The organism is Brucella grignonensis (genome assembly GCF_002252505.1).
GTDB lineage: Bacteria > Pseudomonadota > Alphaproteobacteria > Rhizobiales > Rhizobiaceae > Brucella > Brucella grignonensis.
The window spans coordinates 165,810-182,822 of record NZ_NNRL01000163.1 but is presented as its reverse complement, the minus strand read 5'-3'; the positions used below and the strand labels follow the sequence as shown (position 1 = coordinate 182,822).

Below are 17,013 nucleotides of genomic sequence, written 5' to 3'. Positions count from 1 at the left end.
GCTCGGCGATTACCAGGCCGGAATAACCGATCCTTTGAAGGTTTCAGCGATAAACTGCTTCACTTCCGGGCTATGATAGGTGCTGATCAGCGTCTTCACCCATTCAGCATCCTTGTCAGCCGTGCGGACGACCAGCACATTCACATAAGGAGCCTTTTCGCCTTCGCGGATAAGCGCATCACCTGCCGGGTTAAGTCCCGCTTCCAAAGCATAGTTGGTGTTGATGACTGCAGCATCCACATCTTCAAGCGAACGTGGCAACTGTGCAGCATCAAGTTCCACGAACTTCAGGTTCTTCGGATTTTCCGTCACATCAATGGACGTAACCTTCAGGCCCTTGGCAGCATCCAGCTTGATGAGGCCGTTATCGGCAAGCACCAGAAGCGCCCGCCCGCCATTGGTCGGATCGTTTGGAATGGCGATGGTAGCACCATCGGCCAGTTCTGAAATGTTCTTGAGCTTCTTGGAATACATGCCCATCGGGAAGTTGACCGTCGGCGCTACCGTCTCGATCGGAAAGCCGCGATCTGCCACCTGATTATCGAGATAAGGCTGATGCTGGAAGGAATTTGCCTCAAGCGCACCGTCTGCCAGAGCCATGTTGGGAATCACATAATCAGAAAACTCCTGAATATCGATTTCGACACCCTTGGCAGCGGCAACTTCCTTGACCTTTTCCATGATCTGCGCGTGCGGCCCCGGGGTAACGCCAACGCGAATTTTCTCGGCAAAAGCGCTTGCCGTCGAGAAAAGGGCGAAAGCGGTGGCGGCAATGATCAACTTGCGCATGGGCGTCTCCAGTCACATCGTTTTCGACACATTTATACTTGGTTGGGAGGTCCGCGTTAAATGCGCCAGTTAAAAAGAATGTCTTGGGTGAATCACTTTAGCTCGCGATGCGCAACAAAAAAGCGGCCCTAAAAGCCGCTTTCTAAAAACCAGTATCGAAGAGCTTAACGCGTCTTGCGACGAAGGCGGACGATAATGTCCACATTGACGATTTCCATGTCTTCCGGTGCTTCAGGCATATTGGAAACTGTTGGCTGACCGCGTTCACCATGCGGAATATCGAAAACGACATTCTCACCTTCGAGGAAGAAATGCTGGTGATCCGATATATTGGTATCGAAATAGGTTTTCGAACCTTCAACCGCGATGATGCGCAGCATGCCGGCTTCGGTAAACTGGTGCAGCGTATTATAGACGGTCGCAAGCGATACCGGCACATTCGCGAGGACCGCTTCTTCATGAAGGTCTTCAGCAGAAAGGTGGCGATCGCCTTGCGCATAGATCAGGCTGGCAAGCGAAACACGTTGACGCGTCGGGCGCAAACCCGCCCCGCGAAGCCGTTCTTCCATTGAAACCATCGAGTGGCTGGCATGATAATTCTGCATATTCACCCTTGGATCCGTCACAAGCTTGTAGCAATTTCGTCAAAGATTAAACGGGCTGTTGCCCATTGCATACTGACATTGATATATGCCGTTGCGAATTAAGTATCAATAGGCATGGTAATCCCGGCTTTTTTTGGAAAACCACGCACACTATTTTACTGACGGAAACACTCTATGTTAGAGGTGTTCCGAAATTGATGAAACTCGATCGTTCCTGAAACACAGGAGCCATCACAAGAATAACCCTCAAGGGAGGCGTAATGGCAGAACAGAAATCGAGCTACGGGTATGAAGAGCTCCTCAGCTGCGCGCGTGGCGAGTTGTTCGGTCCCGGCAATGCACAGCTCCCCCTGCCGCCAATGCTGATGGTGCACCGCATCACCGAAATTTCCGAAACCGGCGGAGAGTTCGACAAGGGCTATATCCGCGCCGAATACGATGTCAGCCCCGACGACTGGTATTTCCCATGCCATTTTCAGGGCAATCCAATCATGCCGGGCTGCCTTGGCCTCGACGGCATGTGGCAGCTGACAGGCTTCTTCCTCGGCTGGCTCGGCGAGCCGGGTCGCGGTATGGCGCTTTCGACCGGTGAAGTGAAGTTCAAGGGCATGGTTCGCCCGCATACCAAGCTTCTGCAATACGGCATCGACTTCAAGCGCGTCATGCGTGGCCGTCTTGTTCTTGGCACAGCCGATGGCTGGCTGAAAGCTGATGGCGAAACCATCTACAAGGCAAGCGACCTGCGTGTTGGCCTGTCAAAAGACGGTGATAGCGCTTAAATTCATCATCATTCACGGGCGCGACTGCAGAAAATATCGAGTTTTCATGCAGCCGCGCTCAAAACATGCGAAGATCGCACCTATGTAACCGGGAACAAGGGTCAGCCTTTACGGGTTGATCACACGGAACAGGTGTAAAGGAGAACGCGATGCGGCGTGTGGTCGTAACGGGTATGGGGATTGTATCCTCAATTGGAAACAACACTGAGGAGGTTACAACCTCTCTGCGTGAGGCCAAATCCGGCATTTCCCGTGCTGAAGAATATGCCGAACTCGGATTCCGTTGCCAGGTGCACGGCGCGCCGAAAATCGACGTTGAAGCACTCGTAGACCGTCGCGCAATGCGCTTCCATGGCCGTGGTACGGCTTGGAATCACGTTGCCATGGATCAGGCGATTGCCGATGCAGGCCTTTCGGAGGAGCAGGTCTCCAATGATCGTACTGGCATTATCATGGGTTCCGGTGGTCCTTCGACACGCACGATTGTCGATAGTGCCGACATCACCCGTGAAAAAGGTCCAAAGCGCGTTGGCCCATTTGCCGTACCAAAAGCCATGAGCTCGACAGCTTCCGCCACGCTTGCGACTTTCTTCAAGATCAAGGGCATCAACTACTCGATCTCGTCGGCTTGTGCGACTTCGAACCATTGTATCGGCAATGCATTCGAGATGATCCAGTATGGCAAGCAGGACCGCATGTTTGCGGGCGGCTGTGAAGACCTCGACTGGACACTTTCGGTGTTGTTCGACGCCATGGGTGCCATGTCGTCCAAATATAACGACACGCCGTCTACTGCGTCGCGCGCCTATGACAAAAACCGCGACGGTTTTGTTATTGCCGGTGGTGCGGGCGTTCTGGTGCTTGAAGATCTTGAAACAGCACTCGCACGCGGTGCGAAGATTTACGGCGAAATCGTCGGCTACGGCGCAACCTCCGACGGCTATGACATGGTCGCTCCGTCTGGCGAAGGTGCTGTTCGCTGCATGAAGATGGCGCTTTCGACGGTTACGTCGAAGATCGACTACATCAATCCACACGCAACCTCGACGCCTGCTGGTGACGCTCCGGAAATCGAAGCTATACGTCAGGTCTTTGGCTCAGGCGACGCCTGTCCGCCAATTGCGGCAACCAAATCGCTGACCGGCCATTCGCTGGGTGCTACCGGGGTGCAGGAAGCAATTTACTCGCTTTTGATGATGCAGAATAACTTCATCTGCGAAAGCGCTCATATCGAAGAACTGGATCCTGCCTTCGCGGACATGCCTATCGTTCGCAAGCGCATCGACAATGCTCAGCTCAATACCGTGCTCTCCAACTCCTTCGGATTTGGCGGCACCAATGCCACGCTGGTGTTCCAGCGTTATCAGGGCTGACGGAGAGGGACAATATGGAAGGTCTGATGCAAGGTAAACGCGGCCTCATTATGGGGGTCGCGAATAACCACTCACTCGCATGGGGAATTTCTAAACAACTCGCAGCACAAGGCGCCGAACTCGCATTCACCTATCAGGGCGATGCACTCGGTAAACGCGTAAAGCCACTGGCCGAACAGGTCGGATCGGATTTGGTGTTGCCTTGCGATGTTGAAGATATCGCTTCAGTTGATGCCGTTTTCGCTGAAATCGAGAAGAAATGGGGAAAGCTCGATTTTATCGTTCACGCCATCGGCTTCTCCGACAAGACCGAACTGAAGGGTCGCTACGCAGACGTCACCACGCGCGAAAATTTCAGCCGCACCATGGTGATTTCCGCCTACTCCTTCACGGAAATGGCACAGCGCGCAGAAAAGCTCATGAAGGACGGCGGCTCGATCCTGACGCTGACCTATGGCGGCTCCACGCGCACGATCCCGAACTACAATGTCATGGGTGTTGCGAAAGCCGCTCTTGAAGCCATGGTTCGTTATCTGGCTGCCGATTACGGTCCGCAGGGCATTCGCGTCAATGCGATCTCGGCTGGTCCGGTGCGCACGCTGGCCGGTGCCGGTATTGGCGATGCACGCGCAATCTTCAGCTATCAGCGCCGCAACTCGCCGCTTCGTCGCACTGTCGATATCGATGATGTCGGCAAATCGGCTGTCTATCTGCTGTCCGATCTTTCGAGCGGTGTAACCGGCGAAATCCATTACGTGGATTCCGGCTACAACATCGTTTCGATGCCGACGCTTGAAGAGCTGAAAAGCTCCGACGCCGAACGCGGCGAATAAAGCCAAGCCATCTTGAAAAAGGCCGCCCTTGAGGCGGCCTTTTTATTTCAGTTACAGCGGTTCCAGTTAGGACTGAATCGTTGGAGCCGCTGTAACTATTTGTTTTTTCGCATTATCCCACGCAAAACCGCTTCGCACTTTTTGCTGGAAATGCTTTACTTTTTGGCACCGAATATTTTGAAGCCATTCGCTTCTTCGAGAACCGTCACATTCTTGAAGAGCCCCTTCAATGTCGCCTCATAAGGCAATTGCCGATTAGCGACCATTAGCAGACGTCCGCCAGTTTTCAGCCTTGAAGCGGCAGCAGCGATGAAGGTCTGACCAAGCGAGACATCGGTGGCGCGTCCCTCGTGAAACGGCGGGTTCATGATGACGGTATCATAAATGCCGGTCAGTTTCTCACTGGTCACATCGAACCAGTTGAACGAAATCGGTACGGAAACGCCAAGGCGCTCCAGATTGCCGCGTGCGGCCTCCAGAGCCTCGTAATCAGCCTCGAAAAGATCGATTCCCTTGAGACGGTCGGCATATTTCAGGCTTTGTGCTGCGAGATAGCCCCAGCCCGCGCCAAGATCGGCGACTTGGCCGAAAACGATCTTTTCCATATGCGGCACCAATAGTGCCGAGCCTTTGTCGATCGCGCCGTGCGAGAACATGCCGGGTTCTGTGCGGAACACATCGTCAATATCGGTCGCAAGCGGCTTCAATGCATTGATGAAATCAATTGTCAGATCAGCCGGACGTTGCAGCCAGAAGGCCACCGCATGATTCTTGGACAGGCGATCGCTGATTTCAGCGATATTGCCGACCCATTTGCGGAAACTATCGACGCCGAGCTTCTTGTCACCACATACGACGATCCAGCCACCCGGCTCAACACGCATCAGAAGCTCCGCAAACCATGCCTCATTGCGTCCGCGATGTTTTCCGAGCAGAAGTAGCCCGCCGGAGAAACGCTTCTCCTCGTCTAATTCTGGCACCAATCTGGGAATTGCTTTGAAGCCTTCCTTGTTGAGTGCCAGCCAGTCAGGACGCCATGGCTGTAAAAAAGTCAGCGCCTGCTTCCATTCATCTTCAAGATGCCGATCCGCAGACAAGCCGCAGGCCAGAAATGACTGTCCTTCTTCAGGCATATCCAGAATGTCCTGATAGAAGGGGAGAAAAAGTGTTTCTTGTGCTGGTGTCATCATGGCTCATCCATGGTCCTGAATTGATTCACGTGCAACAAAAAAGCGCGCCCCAAAATAGCTTTGAGGCGCGCTTTTTTTAAATTATTGCGGCGTAGAACGCTTACTCAGCGTCTGCTTCTGCCTTCTTTTCAGCAACGATTTCCTTGCCGGTTTCCTGATCGACAACCTTCATCGACAGGCGAACCTTGCCACGCTCGTCAAAGCCCATGAGCTTGACCCAGACCTTCTGGCCTTCCTTGACCACATCAGTGGTCTTGGCAACGCGGTCGGAAGCCAGCTGCGAGATGTGAACCAGACCATCGCGTGGACCGAAGAAGTTTACGAATGCGCCGAAGTCAGCGGTCTTAACAACCGTACCTTCGTAGATTTCGCCAACTTCCGGCTCAGCAACAATCGAGTGAATCCACTTCTTGGCGGCTTCGATTTCCTTGCCGTTCGACGAAGCGATCTTGACCGTACCATCGTCTTCGATGTTGATCTTCGCGCCTGTCTTTTCGACGATTTCACGAATAACTTTACCGCCCGAACCGATAACATCACGGATCTTGTCGGTAGGAATGTTCATGACTTCGATGCGTGGAGCAAATTCGCCGAGTTCTTCACGCGACGACGACAGAGCCTTGCTCATTTCGCCGAGGATGTGAACGCGACCGCCCTTGGCCTGTTCCAGAGCAACCTTCATGATCTCTTCGGTGATACCGTCGATCTTGATGTCCATCTGAAGAGCAGTGATGCCGCTTTCGGTGCCAGCTACCTTGAAATCCATATCGCCAAGGTGGTCTTCATCACCGAGAATATCGGAAAGAACTGCGAAACGCTCGCCTTCCTTGATGAGGCCCATAGCAATACCAGCCACCGGACGGGTGATTGGAACGCCCGCATCCATCAGCGCCAGCGATGTGCCGCAAACGGTTGCCATCGACGACGAACCATTGGATTCCGTGATCTCGGAAACGGTACGGATCGTGTAAGGGAACTGTTCAGCTGCTGGCAGCATTGGGTGGATCGCACGCCATGCAAGCTTACCATGACCAACTTCACGACGGCCTGGCGAACCCATACGACCGGTTTCACCGACCGAATATGGCGGGAAGTTGTAGTGCAGCATGAAGGATTCTTTGTACGTACCGGTCAGAGAATCGATCATCTGTTCGTCTTCGCCGGTGCCGAGCGTGGCAACAACGATTGCCTGCGTTTCACCGCGGGTGAACAGCGCCGAACCGTGGGTGCGCGGCAGAAGACCAACTTCCGAAACGATTGCGCGAACGGTCGACAAGTCGCGGCCATCGATACGGTTGCCGGTGTCGAGAATGTTCCAGCGAACAATCTTCGCCTGCAGGTGCTTGAAAACGGTCGCAAATTTTTCAGCCGAGAATTCTGGCTCTTCAACGCCTTCAGGGAAGAAGTGAGCCTTCGCCTTGGCCTTTGCAGCGTCAACTGCAACATAACGAGCCTGCTTTTCGGTGATCTTGTAAGCGTCGCGCAGGTCGCTTTCGACAACGGCGAGCATCTTGGCTTCGAGATCCGACAGATCTTCCGGCTGGAAATCGCGTGGCTCCTTGGCAGCGACTTCAGCGAGCTTGATGATCGCGTCGATAACTGGCTGGAAGGCCTTCTGACCGAAAACAACGGCGCCGAGCATGACTTCTTCGGAAAGTTCCTGAGCTTCCGATTCAACCATCAGAACCGCATCAGCCGTACCGGCAACAACCAGATCGAGCTTGGATTCCGGCATTTCGTCGATATTCGGGTTCAGCACATATTCGTCGTTGATGTAACCAACGCGTGCGCCGCCGATCGGCCCCATGAAAGGGACGCCGGAAATGGTCAATGCTGCAGAAGCTGCAACCATCGACAGAACATCGGGATTGTTTTCAAGGTCATGCTGAATGACGGTCAGAACAACCTGCGTGTCGTTCTTGTAGCCATCAACGAAAAGCGGGCGGATCGGACGATCGATCAGGCGCGAAACCAGCGTTTCGTTTTCGCTTGGACGACCTTCACGCTTGAAGAAACCGCCTGGGATCTTACCAGCTGCGTAGGTCTTTTCCTGATAGTTGACGGTCAGCGGGAAGAAATCCTGACCCGGCTTTGGTTCCTTGGCAGAAACAACAGTCGCCAGAACGACGGTTTCGCCATAGGTTGCGAGAACTGCACCGTCAGCCTGACGTGCGATCTTGCCGGTTTCCAGAATGAGCGGACGACCGCCCCATTCGATTTCAACTTTATGGGTATTGAACATGTCTTGTCCTCATGTGGAGATGCCGCGCAAAAGCGCCTGAAGGCATCCCCTCGGTTGGCGGACGGGCCACGGGCAAGACAACGGGAAGTTCGTTAAACGTATCAGAACATTCACTGGTACGAACTGCCTGCAATCCTGCCCCATGACTGGTCCAGGTCATAAGCCTTGCGGCTCTTAGAGCGGTTCCAGTTAAGATTGAAGCGTCGGAACCGCGTCTCACTATTTATTTTCTAGCATTATCCGACGCAAAACTGCTTGGCACTTTTGCTGGAAATACTTTGATTGGCATGACGGTATGCACCCGGTGCGCCGTCTCATGCCAGATGGGCATTCGCCCTGTGCAGTCGCATCTTGCTCTTTCAGCGGCTATCCGCACGACAAAATGCCAAATAAATCAAACGGGCGACGTTTTGAGACGTCGCCCGATTTTACCGTTAGCGGCGCAGGCCAAGACGGCCGATCAGCGCCTGGTAACGCGCTTCATCGATGCCCTTGACATAGTCAAGAAGACGACGACGCTGTGAAACCAGCTTCAGAAGGCCGCGACGCGAATGATTGTCATTCTTGTGGCCCTTGAAATGATCCGTAAGGTTAGCAATACGCTCGGAAAGAACGGCAACCTGTACTTCAGGAGAACCGGTATCGCCTTCCTTGGTGGCGTATTCCTTGATAAGTGCTTGCTTGCGTTCAGCAGTAATCGACATCGTACACCCTTTCTTGATGAGAGGAAAAAGAGACGCCCAGGCCGGGATGTCGTCCAGCGCGGGCCATTTACACGATCAGACACATATTTTGTGCGATCGCTGATGGGGCATATAGTGCAAAAGCGGCAATAATACCAGCGTCAATTCAACACTGGCATTATTGCAGTTAATTTAGCCCCCGGTGAACACACGCTTTGGCTTGAACTGACCATGCTCAATATAACCGATTGCAAGCAACTTGCCATGTGACGTGACGCAAGCCTCGTCCGCTTCAAGCGGAGCATCACGGCCACGAATGATCACAGGATTACCAAGACGTACGCGTTGTGCCTGATCGTCGGACAAGGCAATCTGCGGCAGGCAATCAAGCGCTGCACCCGTATCGATCACCAGAGCATCAATTGCCGAGAAATCGCGGCGCGGTGCCGGCTGTTCGACAACCGCGGCGTCAGTCTCAGCTTCACCCTCTTCCTTCTTCGGCGGCAACGGCGGCCATGCTTCTTCAAGCTCTGCCAGCGTTACCATATCCTCATCGGTGAAGGGTGCCACTTCAATGCGGCGCAGGTCCGAAATATGGCCATAGCAGCCAAGATCGCGGCCCATATCGCGCGCAAGCGAGCGAACATAAGTACCCTTGGAGCATTCGACTTCAAATTCGGTGCGGTTTTCATCCGGAAATTCAACGATCTCCAGACGGTCGATTTCGACTTCACGGGCCGGAATTTCCACCGTCTCGCCTTCACGAGCCAGATCATAGGCGCGCTCGCCTGCAATCTTGATGGCGGAGAACTGCGGCGGGATTTGCGAGATGAGGCCTGTATAGTTTGGCAGCAGAGCTTCGACATCTGCTTGCGACGGGCGCTTGTCGGAGTTCTTGGTGGCAACACCTTCCAGATCGTCCGTTGAGCGTTCTTCACCCCAGGTTACCGTGAAACGATAGACCTTGGTGCCATCCATGACATAAGGCACGGTCTTGGTGGCTTCGCCCAGTGCTATTGGCAACATGCCGGAAGCAAGCGGATCAAGTGTGCCAGCATGTCCGGCCTTTTCAGCATTGAAAAGCCACTTGATCTTCGAGACTGCTTCAGTCGAACCCATACCTTTTGGCTTGTCAAAAATGACCCAGCCAGAAACCGGACGACCTTTTTTCTTGCCCCGTCTTGCCATGCTTTATGCGTCTCCATTGCGGGAAGCGTTATCGGCTTCACCGTCTTCTTCATCATCATCACGTCCAAGATCGCGCGCCACTTCCGGCGAACGGAGAAGCGCATCAATCTTGGAAAAATTGTCAAAGCTGGTATCGGCCCGGAAACGGAATTCCGGCATATATTTCATCTGGCTAAGGCTAGGCGCAATGCGACCACGAATGAACTTCGCATTTGCCGCCAGTGCCTTGATAACCGCCTGTGCATCCGTGTTGCCAAGTGGCGTGATGAAACAGGTCGCGATTTTCAGATCGGGCGACATGCGCACTTCCGACACGGAAATAACGGTGCGCTCGATCAGATCATCGCGGATTTCGCCGCGCTGAAGGACTTGCGCCAATGCGTGGCGTACCTGCTCGCCAACACGAAGTTGGCGCTGGGAAAGACCGCCCGAGCCTTTCGGGTCCGGTGAACGTGCCATAATTTTATCCTCGATAAGCAGTGACTAGAGCATTTCCATTTTGATTGAATCAAAAGAAATGCTCTATCTTTTTGTTTTAACGCACATCTTGTTCCGAAAACCGGTTCCCACTTTTCGGGATGTGCTCTAACCGGCATTCAACCCCAAGGGCTGACCGATGAAATGACTACAAATTGATAGGTTCAATTTACCACAATTGCGATGGGAGTCAGACCCTCGGAACCGGGCAATGAAAAGCCGGACCGTCCAATCGAGGACGGCCCGGTATTTAAGCTGTTACAGCGTACGCGTAATGTGTTCGACGCGGAACGCTTCGATCGTATCGCCTGCACGGATGTCGTCGTAGTTTTCGAACGCCATACCGCACTCCTGACCCATCGGCACTTCCGACACTTCGTCCTTGAAGCGCTTGAGTGTCTTGAGCTTGCCTTCGTGGATAACCACGTTGTCACGGATGAGGCGTACGCCTGCACCACGTTCGACCTTGCCGTCAACGACGCGGCAACCGGCAACCTTACCGACCTTGGTGATGTTGAAGACTTCGAGAATCTCAGCATTACCAATGAATGTTTCGCGGCGTTCTGGCGACAGGAGACCCGACATCGCCGCCTTAACATCTTCGATCAGATCGTAAATGATGTTGTAGTAGCGGATTTCAGTACCCTGCTGATCGGCTGCATCGCGTGCCTGCTTGTTGGCACGAACGTTGAAGCCGATGATCGCTGCATTGGAGGCTTCAGCCAGAGATACGTCGCTTTCCGTGATGCCGCCTGCGCCCGAATGAACGATACGCGCACGCACTTCGTCGGTGCCGAGCTTTTCGAGAGCCGTAATGATCGCTTCGACCGAACCCTGCACGTCACCCTTGATGACAAGCGGGAATTCCTTCGTGCCGGTCACCTGAAGCTGGCTCATCATCTGCTCGAGCGAGCCACGCTGACCAGTCTGGCGCGCAACAGCCTTATCGCGGGCAAGACGCTGACGATATTCGGCAATTTCACGAGCCTTGGCTTCATTGGCAACGACTGCAAAACGATCACCAGCCTGTGGCGTGCCCTGCAGACCGAGGACTTCGACCGGCATTGCAGGACCGGCTTCTTTCACATGTTCGCCATGGTCGTTGACCAGAGCGCGCACACGGCCCCATTCATTACCGGCAGCAATGATATCGCCTGGACGCAATGTACCCTTCTGAACCAGAACGGTTGCGACCGAACCACGGCCACGATCAAGCTGAGCTTCGATGACAACGCCTTCAGCCGTACGTGTCGGATCAGCCTTGAGGTCAAGAATTTCAGCCTGCAACAGAACGGCTTCAAGCAGCTTGTCGAGGTTCAGTTTCTTCTTGGCCGAAACTTCGACATCGAGCACTTCACCGCCCATGGTTTCGACGAAAACATCGTGCTGGAGCAGTTGTGTGCGAACCTTCTGCGCATCGGCTTCCGGCTTGTCGATCTTGTTGATTGCAACAATGATCGGAACGCCCGCGGCCTTGGCATGATTGATCGATTCAATCGTCTGCGGCATGACGCTGTCGTCGGCTGCGACCACCAGAATGGCGATGTCGGTTGCCTGCGCACCGCGGGCACGCATTGCGGTAAAGGCAGCATGGCCCGGCGTATCGATGAAGGTAATCTTATGGCCGTTCTGTTCGACCTGATAAGCACCGATATGCTGTGTGATGCCACCAGCTTCACCCGATACCACATTGGCCTGACGGATCGCATCGAGAAGCGAGGTCTTGCCGTGGTCAACGTGACCCATGATGGTAACGACAGGAGGACGCGACACGAGTGCGGCCTGATCGTCCACCACGTCAAAGATGCCTTCTTCAACGTCGGATTCTGCAACGCGCTTGACCGTATGGCCGAACTCTTCAGCAATCAGCTGCGCCATATCGGCATCAATCACATCGCCCGGCTTCATCATCTGGCCCTGCTTCATCAGGTACTTGATGATATCGACCGAACGTTCGGTCATGCGCTGTGCAAGTTCCTGAAGCGTGATAGTTTCAGGCACGGTCACTTCACGAGAAATCTTCTCGCGGGTTTCCTGCATCTGCGAACGCTTGAACTTTTCCTGACGGCGACGCATTGCCGACAGCGACCGCGAACGACCTTCATCTTCCAGATTGCTCGAGATTGTCAGCTTGCCACGACGACGATCATCTTCGGTCTTGGTGACCTTTGGCGCACGAACTTCCGGCTTTGCCGGTGCACCGCGACGCGCGGCACTCAGGCCACCGCCACGACGATCATCGTCGTCACCGGCAGCTCCACCCGGCTTGCGCAGCTGGCTCTGTGGAAGCGGCTTGTTGGCCGTTGGAATAACATCGGCAATCGCAGGGGCTGCCGGACGCGCATTCTGCTGCGGACGACCACCCTGTGGAGGACGACCCGAATGCTGCGGACGACCACCCTGCGGTGCAGGGCGGGAATCGCCACGCTGTTCCGAACGGCCTTCCGACTGCGGCATACGCTTGTTTGCTTCCGCTTCGGCACGCGCCTTGGCTTCTGCTTCCGACTTCAGGCGTGCTTCTTCCTCTGCCTGACGGCGAGCGGATTCTTCACGTTCCTTGGCACGGCGTGCATCTTCTTCAGCGCGGCGCTTGGCTTCTTCAGCAGCGCGAACGCGATCAGCAGCATCGCGAACCTGCGCTTCTTCAAGCGCGCGGCGACGTGCATCCATTTCGGAACGTGACAGCGTATTCAACACCATGCCGGAGCGATCAGACTGGCGTGGACGCTGCTGCTGGCCGGAGCGCTGCTGGTTACGCGGCTGCTGCTGGGCAACATGCGGCCTAGGCGTTGTAACCGACGGCGTTGTCACGGGAGCAGCCGGAGCCGCTGCCGCAGGAGCCTTGGGCTGTTGTGGTGCGGGCGTCGCTGCTGGTGCAGGTGCCTGTGGAGCCGCAGCCACCGGAGCGGCTGGCGCTGGTGTTGCTACAGGCGCAGGCGTTGCTGCCGGTGCTTGTGGAGCTGCGGCTGCGGGAGCTGCCGGAGCAGGTGCAGCTACAGGCTTTGGTGCCGCTGCTTCCACTTCAGGCTTCTCATCAGGCCGCGAGAACTTGCGCTTCTTCGTTTCAACGACGACAGCCTTCGTGCGGCCGTGGCTGAAATTCTGGCGCACGGTGCTCTGCTCAACGCCTGGCCGCTTGATGGTCAGCGTCTTCTTGGAGTTGACGCTCAGCGTCTTGTCGTCGTTTGTTTTATCGCTCATTACGTTTCCGTTTCCTTCGCAGCTTCAGCCGCTTTACTCGAGCAGTATCCAATCAGATCAGATCATTTTGAATAATGCTCCAGTCATCCACTTCAGTGCATGATCCAGCCCGGCAACCAAACCGAGTTCCGTTTCATGCTCCAGAGCGGATCCCGTCTTCTCGGGATTAAGAGAACCGCTCTACTAATTTATACCACAGCAGTGTCGGACTGCCGTTTCAATTTCATAAAGCGCTCATGCAACCCTGAGGATCACGCGCCTTAAACCCTATTTCTTCACTGTCGTGATCGGAAACCGGCAACCGCCTTTCCGCAACAGTTTGTTGACGCAGCTTCAAACGGGAAACCGGTTCCCACTTTCCAGAAACTGCGCTAGTGGCTTTCACCACGATAGCGATGCAATAAAAGCACCCTTTGCACCACTCCGACGGATGCCTTTCCGTCGAGCACGGCTGCATGTATCACATTTCCACCCCCAAATGCCAAATCCATTTCTTCTCCTTTGAAAAGAGAGAAGGCCGGGATTTCGGGGCCATCCATATGCACAACCACACGGCGGGCCTGATCAAGCTTGCGAACCCCATCGGAGGCCGCTTCCTGAGCATGCAGCACAAGTGCCGCAGCACCCGAGCGGATCGCCTGGTCCACCTTGGTCGATCCAGACACCACAGCGCCCGCCTTGCGTGCCAGGGCCAGACTGCCGAGCGCGGATTTCGTCAGCAGCTGGTCAACCAGCGCGCCAAGATCCGCCTGTGGCGTTACGCCTTCTTTCAGCGCCCGCGCAAAAAGCTTGCGCTTGACGGCCTCATCGACCAGACGTCTTTCTGCCTTGACCCAACAGCCCCTGCCCGGCAGGTTTCGCTTGAGGTCCGGCACAACCGAGCCATCGGGACCTGCCACAAAGCGGATCAGGTCATCAGCAGAACCGCTTTCGCGTGTGACGATACAGGTTCTGTCATTCATATCCTGCTCCACACGCAACTCCAAGCCAGGTGCAACTCCAAGTCAGGCCCGGCTTTGCCATCGACCGCCATCAACTCAATTACAAATCTGGCAGCGGCCTAGCAGAGCTTACGCCACTTCTCAACATGAAACTCTGAAACAGCAACTTTTGCGCCCGGATCACTCCGGGCGCAAAAGCATTGTGTTTGGATACTTTACGAAGCAGCTTCTTCCTCGCCAGCTTCAGCATCTTCATCGGTTTCAACCGAAACCAGTTCGTCTTCCGTGATCCAGCCAGCCTTCAAACGCGCAGTCAGGATCATCTGTTCCGCGTCAACGCGAGAAACATCGAATGGCGACAGGATACCGGTATGGGTAACGGTTTCACCGTCCTTGCGTTCACGCCAGCCAACAAGATCGTCAACGGCATAACCAGCAAAGTCTTCGATGTTCTTCACGCCATCTTCGCCAACTGCAACCAGCATGGCTGTGGTCAGACCCGGAAGATCGCGAAGTTCGTCTTCAACGCCAAGCGCCTTACGACGATCATCCTGCTCACCTTCGATGCGTTCCAGGAATTCGCGTGCACGTTCCTGAATTTCGCCGGCGGTGTCTTCATCGAAACCGTCGATAGAAGCGATTTCGCCCGGCTCGACATAAGCAAGCTCTTCAACAGAGGCAAAACCTTCGGAAGCCAGAACCTGGCCAACCATCTCATCAACGTTGAGGGCTTCCATGAAGAGGTTCGAACGCTCAGCGAATTCCTTCTGGCGGCGTTCGGATTCTTCGTCTTCCGTAAGAATATCGATATCCCAGCCGGTCAGCTGCGATGCAAGGCGCACGTTCTGACCGCGACGACCGATTGCTAGTGATAGTTGGTCATTCGGAACGACAACTTCAATACGTTCAGCGTCTTCATCGAGAACAACCTTTGCAACTTCGGCAGGCTGAAGTGCATTGACGATGAAGGAAGCCGCATCTGGCGACCATGGAATAATGTCGATCTTTTCGCCCTGCAGTTCAGCAACAACGGCCTGAACGCGGGAACCACGCATACCAACACAGGCACCAACCGGATCGATCGATGCATCGCGTGATACAACGGCGATCTTGGCGCGCGAACCTGGATCACGGGCAACCGACTTGATTTCGATGATACCGTCGTAGATTTCCGGCACTTCCATGGTGAAGAGTTTCGCCATGAAAGATGGATGGGTACGCGAGAGGAAAATCTGCGGACCACGCTGTTCGCGACGCACGTCGTAAACATAGGCGCGGATACGATCGCCATAACGGAATGCTTCGCGTGGGATCAGTTCGTCACGACGAACGATGGCTTCGCCACGGCCGAGATCGACGATCACATTGCCATATTCGACGCGCTTGACAGTACCGTTGGCGATTTCACCAACGCGATCCTTGAATTCGTCATACTGACGATCACGCTCGGCTTCGCGCACCTTCTGCACGATGACCTGCTTGGCTGACTGGGCAGCAATACGGCCGAAATCCATTGGCGGCAGCTGGTCAGCAATAAAATCGCCAACCTGCGCATCGGGATTGCGATCACGTGCAGTGAACAGCGAAATCTGTGTGGAGTAGTCCTCGACAGTCTCAACAACTTCAAGCAGACGCTGAAGCTTGATCTCGCCGGATTTCGCGTTGATGTCGGCGCGAATATTGCTTTCCTGACCGTAGCGCGAACGCGCTGCCTTCTGGATCGCATCGGCCATGGCCGCAAGAACGATCTCGCGGTCAATCGACTTCTCGCGTGCGACCGCGTCGGCGATCTGCAGAAGTTCCAGCCTGTTTGCACTGACTGCCATAGGTCTCTCCTTGGTGACGCATCCGGCCTTCTTCGAGAACCGGACGCCTGAAACTCACTTTGAAACTTATTTCTTTTCCGTTTCGGATTCCGCCGAACCTGCTTCTTCCGTATTATCGCCAGAGCCATCACCCAGATCATCACCCAGATTATCATCGGGGATGCGGCCTTCGCGCAGAGCTTTGTCCTTACGCAGCGCATCGCGGATCAGGTCATCGGTCAGAACCAGACGTGCATCGGAGATTAGATCGAACGGAATACGAACAACGGGTTCATTTCCATAAGAAATCTGGTCGCTTTCGATCACGATTGAATCGGCGGATGCAGCTTCGTCGACAACGATACGACCGCGAAATTTCTTGCGTCCTTCGTGAACGACCGACGTTTCGACCTTGGCAATATGCCCGGCCCAATCGGTAAAATCGGACTTGCGAACCATCGGACGGTCAATGCCCGGCGACGAAATTTCAAGATGATACTTGCCGCTGATCGGATCTTCGACGTCGAGAACCGGAGCCACGGTGCGGCTCAGCAGTTCACAATCCTCAACTGTCATTGTGCCATCAGGACGTTCCGCCATGATCTGCAATGTCTGACCGTTAAGGCCGGACAGGCGCACACGCACAAGGCGGAAACCCAGCGTATTGATCACCGGCTCCACAATGTTTGCTACTTTTGCATCGATGCCCGTTTCGCGAATGATACGCTCATCTGCGGTTACGGCCTCAACTGCCTGTTCCTGTTCCGTCACTCGATAAACCTCTTCACAGGGCCGCAGGTAACAAAAAAGAGCGGGTCCGGGAGGGCCCACTCTTGTTCCAACGACCAAGAATTTGAAACTTATATACCAGTGGATACGAGTTTTTTCAAGAGCCGCGTCGGAGATA

At 54.6% G+C, this 17,013-nt stretch carries 14 protein-coding genes; 3 read left to right on the top strand and 11 right to left on the bottom strand.

Going from position 1 to position 17,013, the window contains the following annotated elements; all coding sequences use genetic code 11:
* Nucleotides 1–9: 9 nt before the first annotated feature.
* Together CEV33_RS14695 and irrA are read right to left on the bottom strand one after the other, a co-directional pair.
* Entirely contained in the window at nucleotides 10–789 is a 780-nt protein-coding gene (locus CEV33_RS14695) for a MetQ/NlpA family ABC transporter substrate-binding protein (protein ID WP_094541182.1), read from the bottom strand.
* A gap of 164 nt (nucleotides 790–953) precedes the next feature.
* A complete protein-coding gene (gene irrA, locus CEV33_RS14690; RefSeq protein ID WP_094541181.1) occupies nucleotides 954–1,394 on the bottom strand; it encodes an iron response transcriptional regulator IrrA in 441 nt (146 codons plus the stop codon).
* Nucleotides 1,395–1,654: 260 nt separating this feature from the next.
* Between irrA and fabA the strand changes: the two genes are divergently transcribed.
* The 3 genes from fabA (at nucleotide 1,655) to fabI (ending at nucleotide 4,379) form a co-directional block, all read left to right on the top strand.
* Entirely contained in the window at nucleotides 1,655–2,173 is a 519-nt protein-coding gene (fabA, locus tag CEV33_RS14685) for a 3-hydroxyacyl-[acyl-carrier-protein] dehydratase FabA (protein ID WP_024898331.1), read from the top strand.
* A 149-nt stretch (nucleotides 2,174–2,322) separates the two neighbouring features.
* Nucleotides 2,323–3,546, top strand: a complete 1,224-nt coding sequence (gene fabB, locus CEV33_RS14680) for a beta-ketoacyl-ACP synthase I (protein WP_094541180.1) — start codon at nucleotides 2,323–2,325, stop codon at nucleotides 3,544–3,546.
* Nucleotides 3,547–3,560: 14 nt separating this feature from the next.
* Complete coding sequence (gene fabI / locus CEV33_RS14675) at nucleotides 3,561–4,379, top strand: enoyl-ACP reductase FabI (RefSeq protein WP_094541179.1); 819 nt, start codon at nucleotides 3,561–3,563, stop codon at nucleotides 4,377–4,379.
* Nucleotides 4,380–4,534: 155 nt separating this feature from the next.
* On the opposite strand, the gene CEV33_RS14670 is transcribed toward fabI, so the two are convergent.
* The 9 genes from CEV33_RS14670 to rimP form a co-directional block, all read right to left on the bottom strand.
* On the bottom strand, nucleotides 4,535–5,569 hold the full coding sequence (locus tag CEV33_RS14670; protein ID WP_094541178.1) for a class I SAM-dependent methyltransferase: 1,035 nt from the start codon (nucleotides 5,567–5,569) through the stop codon (nucleotides 4,535–4,537).
* 100 nt (nucleotides 5,570–5,669) lie between these two features.
* Nucleotides 5,670–7,811 carry a polyribonucleotide nucleotidyltransferase gene (gene pnp / locus CEV33_RS14665; RefSeq protein WP_094541177.1) on the bottom strand — a complete coding sequence of 714 codons (2,142 nt, stop codon included), beginning with the start codon at nucleotides 7,809–7,811 and terminating at the stop codon, nucleotides 5,670–5,672.
* Nucleotides 7,812–8,245: 434 nt separating this feature from the next.
* Nucleotides 8,246–8,515, bottom strand: coding sequence for a 30S ribosomal protein S15 (gene rpsO, locus CEV33_RS14660; protein WP_094541176.1), 270 nt, complete (start codon nucleotides 8,513–8,515; stop codon nucleotides 8,246–8,248).
* A gap of 171 nt (nucleotides 8,516–8,686) precedes the next feature.
* Nucleotides 8,687–9,682 carry a tRNA pseudouridine(55) synthase TruB gene (gene truB / locus CEV33_RS14655; RefSeq protein WP_094541175.1) on the bottom strand — a complete coding sequence of 332 codons (996 nt, stop codon included), beginning with the start codon at nucleotides 9,680–9,682 and terminating at the stop codon, nucleotides 8,687–8,689.
* Between the two features lie 3 nt (nucleotides 9,683–9,685).
* Nucleotides 9,686–10,141, bottom strand: coding sequence for a 30S ribosome-binding factor RbfA (gene rbfA, locus CEV33_RS14650; protein ID WP_094541174.1), 456 nt, complete (start codon nucleotides 10,139–10,141; stop codon nucleotides 9,686–9,688).
* A gap of 276 nt (nucleotides 10,142–10,417) precedes the next feature.
* Nucleotides 10,418–13,360: a translation initiation factor IF-2 gene (gene infB / locus CEV33_RS14645; protein ID WP_094541173.1), complete on the bottom strand. Its 2,943-nt coding sequence runs from the start codon at nucleotides 13,358–13,360 to the stop codon at nucleotides 10,418–10,420.
* Between the two features lie 371 nt (nucleotides 13,361–13,731).
* On the bottom strand, nucleotides 13,732–14,322 hold the full coding sequence (locus CEV33_RS14640; RefSeq protein ID WP_036567503.1) for an RNA-binding protein: 591 nt from the start codon (nucleotides 14,320–14,322) through the stop codon (nucleotides 13,732–13,734).
* 194 nt (nucleotides 14,323–14,516) lie between these two features.
* Complete coding sequence (nusA, locus tag CEV33_RS14635; RefSeq protein ID WP_094541172.1) at nucleotides 14,517–16,127, bottom strand: transcription termination factor NusA; 1,611 nt, start codon at nucleotides 16,125–16,127, stop codon at nucleotides 14,517–14,519.
* 66 nt (nucleotides 16,128–16,193) lie between these two features.
* Nucleotides 16,194–16,877 (bottom strand): ribosome maturation factor RimP, encoded by a 684-nt coding sequence (gene rimP, locus CEV33_RS14630; protein ID WP_094541171.1) that lies wholly within the window; start codon nucleotides 16,875–16,877, stop codon nucleotides 16,194–16,196.
* Nucleotides 16,878–17,013 lie beyond the last annotated feature (136 nt).